At 71.3% G+C, this 6,976-nt stretch carries 4 protein-coding genes; all 4 read left to right on the top strand.

Features of this window, described 5'->3' with window-relative positions; all coding sequences use genetic code 11:
- Positions 1 to 125: 125 nt before the first annotated feature.
- On the top strand, positions 126 to 1,484 hold the full coding sequence (locus ACWGE1_RS24290; RefSeq protein WP_453422589.1) for an acyltransferase family protein: 1,359 nt from the start codon (positions 126 to 128) through the stop codon (positions 1,482 to 1,484).
- 28 nt (positions 1,485 to 1,512) lie between these two features.
- On the top strand, positions 1,513 to 3,315 hold the full coding sequence (locus ACWGE1_RS24285; RefSeq protein WP_453422588.1) for an ABC-F family ATP-binding cassette domain-containing protein: 1,803 nt from the start codon (positions 1,513 to 1,515) through the stop codon (positions 3,313 to 3,315).
- 179 nt (positions 3,316 to 3,494) lie between these two features.
- Positions 3,495 to 5,114: an outer membrane protein assembly factor BamB family protein gene (locus ACWGE1_RS24280; RefSeq protein WP_453422587.1), complete on the top strand. Its 1,620-nt coding sequence runs from the start codon at positions 3,495 to 3,497 to the stop codon at positions 5,112 to 5,114.
- Between the two features lie 248 nt (positions 5,115 to 5,362).
- A complete protein-coding gene (locus tag ACWGE1_RS24275; RefSeq protein ID WP_453422586.1) occupies positions 5,363 to 6,964 on the top strand; it encodes an outer membrane protein assembly factor BamB family protein in 1,602 nt (533 codons plus the stop codon).
- Positions 6,965 to 6,976 lie beyond the last annotated feature (12 nt).

The raw sequence follows: 6,976 nt of genomic DNA, 5'->3' as shown, positions 1-6,976 counted from the left end.
CGGACCCCCGCGCCTCACACGCCGGCGAGGCTGGAACAGCGGGGCGGAGCCCGGGGCCGTACTCAGGCACGGGTTGAGTATCCGCGCCCTGTCGGGAGACGCCCGGCAGGGGCGACCGTGGGCCCATGACAGCCACCGCACGGGACCTGGCCGAGGCCACACCCGCCGACCGCGACCGGTACGTCGACCTGCTGCGCGTCGCCTCGCTCGGCACCGTCATCGGCGGGCACTGGCTGATGGCCGCCGTCAGCGCGGACGGCATAGGGAATCTGCTCGCCCTCGTGCCCGCCCTCCAGGTGCTCACCTGGGGGCTGCAGATCATGCCCGTCTTCTTCTTCGTCGGCGGGTTCTCGCACGCCCTGTCCTACCGCTCCCTGGCCCGCCGCGCCGACGGACCCGTCTACGCCGCCTTCCTCCGGGCCCGGCTCCAGCGGCTGCTGCGCCCCACCCTCGTCTTCGTCCTGGTGTGGGCCGCGGCCGCGCTCGCCGTGCAGCTCGCCGGCCGGGGCGGCGGCCGGCTCACCGGGGCCGCGCTGCGGGTGGTCACCCAGCCGCTGTGGTTCATCGGGATCTACCTGGCCATGGTCGCCTTCACCCCGCCGCTGCTGAAGCTGCACGAGCGCCACGGCTGGGCGGCCTTCGCGGCCCTGGCCGGTGCGGCCGCGCTGGTCGACGTACTGCGCTTCGCGTTCGGCGTGCCGTACGTGGAGTTCCTGAACTTCGCGTTCGTCTGGCTGGCCGTCCATCAGCTCGGCTTCCTGCGCGCCGACGGCCGGATCCGCAGGCCCGCCGTCCTCGCCGCCGCCGGCCTCGCCGCGGCCGCCCTGCTGGTGGCGTACGGCCCGTACCCGCTGTCCATGGTGGGGATGCCCGGCGAGAAGGTGTCCAACATGGCCCCGCCCACCCTGGCCCTGCTCTGCCACGGCCTGTGGCTCGTGGGCGCCGTCCAGCTGGCGGCCGGGCCCGCCGCCGCGTGGCTGCGCCGTCCGCGCGTCTGGCGCGGGGTCGTCGCGGCCAACGGCCTCGCCATGACCGCCTTCCTGTGGCACCTGACCGCCATGCTCGGCGTGTACGGGGTCCAGCTGGCCCTCGGCCTCGACCTGCCGGCCCCCGCCACGGCGGCCTGGTGGGCGCAGGTCCCGGTACGGATCCTGGCCGCGGGCGCGCTGACGGCCCTCCTCGTCGCCCTGTTCCGCCGCTTCGAGGCGCCCCGGCCGACCCAGGCCGCCCCCACCGCGCCCGCCCCCACCGCGCCCGCTCCCGCCCGGCGCACCGGCGGCCCCGTCGCGGCCCTCGGGATCACCCTGTGCCTGCTCGGGATCCTGGGCCTGTCCATGACCGGCCTCGGCGGTCTGCTCGACGGGCACAGCGCCACGCTGATCGCCCTGCCCGTCACCGCGCCGGCCGCGATCGCGATGGCACTGGGCGGCTGGTACCTGGTGGAACGGTCAGCCCCGGCCCGGAGGGTTAGGCTGAGGGGCTGATCCACACCCTTTCCCTGGAGCGCGTCTGATGGCCGTCAATCTGGTCAATGTCGAGGCAGTCAGCAAGGTGTACGGCACACGTACCCTGCTGGACGGCATCTCCCTCGGCGTGTCCGAGGGCGACCGGATCGGCGTGGTCGGCCGCAACGGCGACGGCAAGACCACCCTCATCCGGATGCTCGCCAAGCTGGAGGAGCCCGACACCGGCCGGGTCACCCAGTCCGGCGGCCTGCGCATGGGCGTCCTCACCCAGCACGACTCGCTCGACCCCCGGGCGACCATCCGCCACGAGATCATCCGGGACATGGCCGACCATGAATGGGCCGGCAACGCCAAGATCCGTGACGTCCTGACCGGACTCTTCGGCGGCCTGGACCTGCCCGGCTTCGGCCAGGGCCTCGACACCGTCATCGGCCCGCTCTCCGGCGGCGAGCGCCGCCGGATCGCCCTCGCCAAGCTGCTCATCGCCGACCAGGACCTCCTGGTCCTCGACGAGCCCACCAACCACCTCGACGTCGAGGGCATCTCCTGGCTGGCCAAGCACCTCCAGGAGCGCCGCTCCGCGCTCGTCTGCGTCACCCACGACCGCTGGTTCCTCGACCAGGTCTGCACCCGCATGTGGGACGTGCAGCGCGGTGACGTGCACGAGTACGAGGGCGGCTACAGCGACTACGTCTTCGCCCGCGCCGAGCGCGACCGCATCGCCGCCACCGAGGAGTCCAAGCGGCAGAACCTGATGCGCAAGGAGCTGGCCTGGCTGCGCCGCGGCGCCCCCGCCCGGACCTCCAAGCCCCGCTACCGCATCGAGGCCGCCAACGAGCTGATCGCCGACGTGCCGCCGCCGCGCGACACCTCCGAGCTGATGAAGTTCGCCAACGCCCGCCTCGGCAAGACGGTCTTCGACCTCGAGGACGTCAGCGTCCACGCCGGCCCGAAGGAACTGCTCAAGCACCTCACCTGGCACCTGGGCCCCGGCGACCGCGTCGGCCTCGTCGGCGTCAACGGCGCCGGCAAGACCTCCCTGCTGCGCGCCCTCGCCGAGGCCGCCCGCACCCAGGGCGAGGTCCAGCCCGCCGCCGGCAAGGTCGTCGTCGGAAAGACCGTCAAGCTGGCCTACCTCTCCCAGGAGGTCGGCGAACTCGACCCGTCCCTGCGCGTCCTGGAGGCCGTCCAGCGCGTCCGTGACCGCGTCGACCTCGGCAAGGGCCGCGAGATGACGGCGGGCCAGCTCTGCGAGCAGTTCGGCTTCACCAAGGAGAAGCAGTGGACGCCGGTCGGCGACCTCTCCGGCGGTGAGCGCCGCCGCCTGCAGATCCTGCGCCTGCTGATGGACGAGCCCAACGTCCTCTTCCTCGACGAGCCCACCAACGACCTCGACATCGAGACCCTGACCCAGCTGGAGGACCTCCTCGACGGCTGGCCCGGCTCGATGATCGTGATCTCCCACGACCGCTTCTTCATCGAGCGCACCACCGACACCGTGATGGCGCTGCTCGGCGACGCGAGCCTGCGGATGCTGCCGCGCGGTCTGGACGAGTACCTGGAGCGCCGGCAGCGGATGATCGAGGCGGCCGCCCCGGCGCCCGTCCAGGCCACCGGCGCCGCGAAGTCCAGCGCCTCGGGGGACGCGCGCGCCGCGAAGAAGGAGCTCCAGAAGATCGAGCGGCAGCTGAACAAGCTGTCCGACCGCGAGGGCAACCTGCACGCCCAGATCGCCGAGAACTCCACCGACTACGACAAGGTGGCCAAGCTCGACGCGGAGCTGCGCGAACTCCTCGCGGACCGCGACGATTTGGAGATGCGCTGGCTGGAACTGGCCGAGGAGGCCTGAGCGGGCCCGGGGCGATCCGCCCCGGGCCGAGCCGCTCCGCGGGCCAACTGGCCGGATAACGGCGGCGTCACGGGCCGGTCCTCCCTTGGGAACAGGGGGCGGACCGGCCCGATGCATGAGCGGTGTCAGTGATAGAAAGGTCATCCTCCCCGACCCTCCGATGCCGAAAGTGTGCGCTGATGACCGAGCCGCCCCAGCCGCCGAACCAGCCGCCGACACCTTCCGGTTACGGACACCTGCCCGGCCCGCCCCAGCAGGGTTACGGCTTCCCGCCGGCCGGCGAGAACCCGTACGCCCAGCAGCCCTCGTACCCGCCGCAGCCGCCCACCGTGCAGCAGCAGCCGGGCCACGGCTACCCGCCGCCCCCGTCCGGCGGCCCCGGCGCGACGCCGAAGAAGAACAAGCCGACCCTGCTGATCGCCGCCTCGGTGGCCTGCGCCCTCGTCCTCGGGGGCGTCGGCTACGTCGCCCTCTCCGGCGACGAAAAGGACCCCGGGCCGGTCGCGCAGGAGCCCACGGACGCCAAGCCCTCCGGCTCTCCCTCCGTGGACAAGGGCGACGGCAACGGAGCCGGCGGCGGCGAGCAGACGGACCTCAACTCCGGCCGCAAGCAGGGCGAGGACAAGGTCCTCTGGCTCAAGACCGCCAAGATCGAAGGCCCCGGCATGGGCGTGGACGCCCATGCCCAGTGGGTCGTCGGCGACACCGTCGTCAAGAGCGTCTGGAAGTCCCTCACCGGCTACTCGGTCACCGACGGCAAGGAGAAGTGGACGCTTCCCTTCCCCGCCCTGATCTGCTCCGTCGCCCGGCAGACCACGCCCGAGGGCAAGACGGTCGTCATGTACCGCGACGGCGAGAACGAGAACGCCTCCTGCACCCAGATGCGCGTGGTGGACCTCAAGACGGGCAAGGAGGTCTGGTCGAAGGAGGTGCCCAAGGAAGGGCTCTTCGACATCTTCACCAGCCCCACCCTGTCGATGATCGGGGACACCGTCACCGTCAGCCGCGGCGGCACCGCCAGCGCCTTCAAGATCAGCAACGGTGACAAGCTCTTCGCGACCCCCCTGGGCGACGGCTGCAACCCGGACTCCTACGAGGCCGGCAACGGCAAGATGATCGCCCTCGCCACCTGCTCGGACGAGGAGGCCACCGCCGAGGTCCACGGCATCGACCCCGTCACCGGCGCGAAGGGCTGGGCCTTCCGGCTCCCCCCGAAGTTCAAGGTCACCAGCATCTACTCGGTGAACCCGACCGTCATCGACATCGGCGACGAGAAGACGAAGCAGCGCTCCATCGTGGTCCTGGGACCCGACGGGAAGCAGACCGTCACCCTCGCCGGCGAGGGCAGCTTCGCCGTCGGCTGCGGCGACACCGGCCTCTTCCGGTCCCTGGTGACCTGCCCCTCCGCCGTCGTCGACGGGAACACCCTCTACCTGCCGACCACGGCGGCCACCGGCGCGGCCAACGAGATCGTCGCCTTCGACCTGGCCACCGGCAAGGACAAGTGGCGCGTCCCGGCGGGGGACAAGCGGAACCTCACCCCGCTCAAGGCCGCGGACGGGCAGCTGATCGCCTACCGCAAGGCCACCGCCGAGCAGGGCGGCGAGGTCGTCTCGATCGCGGCCGGAGGCGGCACGCCCACCGCGCTCCTGCGCCACCCCTCGGGCCCCGCAGCCCCGGTCGAGAGCACCTTCTACACGCCGAAGCTGGACTATGTGGACGGACGGTTCTTCATCTCCTCCACCCACCTGCGGGCCCAGGGCAAGGACGAGAAGCTCCTGATGGTCTTCGGCAAGTGAGCACGCGTCCGGTCCCCGCGTAGGGCTCCGCGAACTCCACCCGGACCGCGCGGATTTGGCGGCGCGCCGGGGCGAGACGGCCGGGGAGCCCTGGATTCCGCCGGTCTTCGGGGGCGGCCGGCCGGATAACGGCGGCGTCACGGGCCGGTCCTCCCTTGGGAACAGGGGGCGGACCGGCCCGATGTATGAGCGGTGTCAGTGATAGAAAGGTCATCTTCCCCGACCTCCGATGCCGAAAGCGTGCGCTGATGACCGAGCTGCCCCAGCCGCCGCCTTCCGGTTACGGGCACCTGCCCGGTCCGCCGCGGCAGGGGTACGGGTTTCCGCCGCAGGGTGAGAACCCGTACGCCCAGCAGCCCGTTCACCCGCCGCAGCCGCCGACCGTGCAGCAGTGGCCGGCGGGTTCCGGCGGTCCCGGTTCCGGTCCGGGCGCGGCGCCGAAGAAAAAGAAGAAGCTGATCCTGCTGGTCGCCGCTTCGGTGGCCGCCGCCCTCGTGCTCGGGGGCGTCGGCTACGCGGCCTTCTCCGGCGACGACAAGGATCCGAAGCCGGTCGCGCAGGAGCCCGCCGAGGCCAAGCCCTCCGGGTCCCCGTCCGTGGACAAGGGCGACGGCAACGGGAACGGCAAGGGCAGCGACATCCCGACCGACCTCAACGAGGGCCGCAAGCCGGGTGAGGACAAGGCCCTCTGGCTGAAGACCGCCAAGATGGAGGGCCCGGGAGCCGGTATCCCGGCCAAGGGTCTGTGGGTCGTCGGCGACGCCGTCGTCAAGACCGTCGACAAGTCCGTCATCGGCTACGGGGTGAGCGACGGGAAGGAGAAGTGGAAGATCGACCTCCGCGCGGAGATCTGCGGACACACCGGTCAGACCACCCCCGACGGCAGGACCGTCATGGTCGTCAAGAACGCCGACGGCTCCAACTGCAACCAGATGAAGCTCATCGACCTCAAGGCCGGCAAAGAGGGCTGGACGAAGGAGGTCGCCATGGAGGGGCCGTTCACGACTTCCAGCTCCGCCACGGTCACCCTCACCGGCGACACCTTCGCCCTCAACTGGATGGGGGGCCACAGCGCCTACCGCCTGAGCACCGGCGACAAGCTCTTCTCCGACGCGGGCCCCGAGGGCTGCAAGCCCATGACCTACGTCGCGGGCGACAACAAGATGATCGCCGTGGCCCTCTGCCTGGACGACGACCGGACCATCGAGGTCCAGGACGCCGACCCGAACACCGGCAAGAAGACCTGGAGCTACCGCCTGCCCAAGGGCTTCGATGTCAAGGCCGTCTACTCGGTCAGCCCCACCGTCATCGACGCCGGCAACCGCGAAACCGGGAAGCGGGGCATCCTCGTCCTCGACGAGAAGGGGCAGAAGCGCAACACGCTCTCCGGCGAGGGCAACTTCGTGGTCAATTGCGGTGGTGCCAGCAGCAGCGAGGGCCTCCAGCACTGCGGGAACTCCGCAGTCGACGCGGACACCGTCTACCTCGCCGCCGGGGACGAGTCCACCGGCAGTGAGATCGTCGCCTTCGACCTCGGCACGGGCATGACCAAGTGGCGCACCAAGGCCGGTGACAAGAAGGCCCTCATCCCGCTCAATGCCGCGAACGGCCAGCTGACCGCCTACCGCGCCAGCATCACCGGCGGGCCCGGCGAGATCGTCTCGTTCCCGGCCGACGGAGGCGCGCCCAAGACGCTGCTGAAGCTCCCCTCGGGCACCTCCGCACGGCTCGAAGGCTCCTTCCTGACTTCCGAGAGCGCCGCCTACGCGGACGGGCGGTTCTTCCTCTCCGTCACCCGGCTGCGCGGCGAGAACAAGGACGAGAAGCTCCTGATGGCCTTCGGCAAGTGAACACGCGTCCAA

The organism is Streptomyces sp. NPDC054932, from assembly GCF_053610205.1.
Note: the sequence above shows the minus strand (reverse complement) of the source record. Positions and strands in the feature narration are given on the sequence as shown.